Annotated in this window: 1 protein-coding gene; it reads right to left on the bottom strand. The window is 35.0% G+C overall.

Annotated elements, in window-relative coordinates:
* Positions 1-27: 27 nt before the first annotated feature.
* Positions 28-1,518: a PDC sensor domain-containing protein gene (locus CYP26_RS06495; protein ID WP_103630825.1), complete on the bottom strand. Its 1,491-nt coding sequence runs from the start codon at positions 1,516-1,518 to the stop codon at positions 28-30.
* Positions 1,519-1,547: the final 29 nt, after the last annotated feature.

Here is a 1,547-nt window from a genome sequence, read left to right as displayed (position 1 = left end):
GCATTCATTGAGCTAGACATTTGCTCTTTACTCTGCAGCAGATTCTTGAAGTGAGCTTGCTTGCGTGCTAGCGCCTTGCGTTAGCTCTTTCATAGCTTCAGCTAGAGTTGTAGCTTTTTCTTCAAGCATCTTGGCATCATTTAAATTTGAGTTTAGCATAGAGCAAACTACTTCGCCCATGTTTGATACTCCAAGTATCATATCTTTTAGGTCGGCTTCTGCACCCTCTGGGACTTCCATAGTTGGTGTAAAATCATTCTTAGAATACGTGTTTAAAATAGCAGTAACACTTCTAATATTGTGTGTTATACCAGCAAAGAAGCTATTTAGTAGTGTTTTTAGCTCCGCCAAAGATGGGTTGTTTGGATTTTGGTTTATAACAACTCCTAATTTACCTTTATTAACGGTATTGACAATGGCATTAAGCTCACTAATCATTGCATTATCTTTTTTGATACCTTCAACTACTTCGCTAATATTTTCATTAATAACCTTACTCATATCTCCAAACTCATCATTTCTATTTATATCTAATTTAGCTGGAGCATCAGCCTTATATGTAACAAATTTAAAGACTTCAGTTAATTTATCTTGTATGGTCTTGATAGGTTTTAGAGATCTTTTTAAAAGGAAGAAAACAAATGCAGATAAAATAACAATAAAAATAACAGCCATAATAGCTTGTATCTTAAGTAATGGCATAGTATTTGACGTAAATACATCTTTTTGCATAGCAGATATAGCTAGCCAGCCACGATCATTTAGCTCTATGAAGTCAGCATATCTATCCTCGCCCCTTGTGTTTTTATATGCAATTAGTCCGTTTTCATTAAATTCTTTATTTTTATATTTTTCTATTAGTTTTTTAGTGATTTCAGGCTTTGTGTTGATCAAATTTTTATCAGGGTGCATAATGATATTTCCATCTTTATCAGCAACAAATGCATAGCTGTAATCTGTTTTGCTGATCTCTGTGATATCTTTGCTAAGATCTTCTATACTTACATCAGTTGCGGCAATGCCTATATCTTTTATCGGCGCAACAAAGCTTATGACCATTTGTTTTAAAGAAGCTGCCATATAAGGATCAGAAAATGTTGTGCCATTTTTTTGCTTAGCTAGTTTATACCAACCTCTTGTTCTTGGATCATAGCCATCCTTTGGAGTTTGATTTTTACCATTTGAGCGAAACATAGCTCCATCATCGTAGCCCGCATAGACAAGAGCTACTTCTTTGTTAGCCATTGCTTTGCCTTGTGCTAGAGCGATATCTATACCATTTCGATTTTCATCAAGCTTAGACATAGTCGCAGCTATCTTTTCTATCGTCTGAAAGTTGTTGTCAAAAAATGTATCTAGTGTAGATTTTACATCTTTTAGAATTTGACGTTGAGCCTGTGTAACTAGCTCGATGGTTTTACTCTGGGCAGTGTAGTAACTAGCGGCTGACATAGCCACAAACGAGATACATAGAGCAACTATTAGCATTAGTGCTATTTTATTGGTGATTGACTTCACACGAATTCCTTTACATAATGATTTGGATT

It is taken from the genome of Campylobacter concisus (assembly GCF_002913225.1).
Classification (GTDB): Bacteria; Campylobacterota; Campylobacteria; order Campylobacterales; family Campylobacteraceae; genus Campylobacter_A; species Campylobacter_A concisus_J.
The sequence above is the reverse complement of the archived record's forward strand: the minus strand, read 5'-3'. Positions and strand labels throughout refer to the sequence as shown.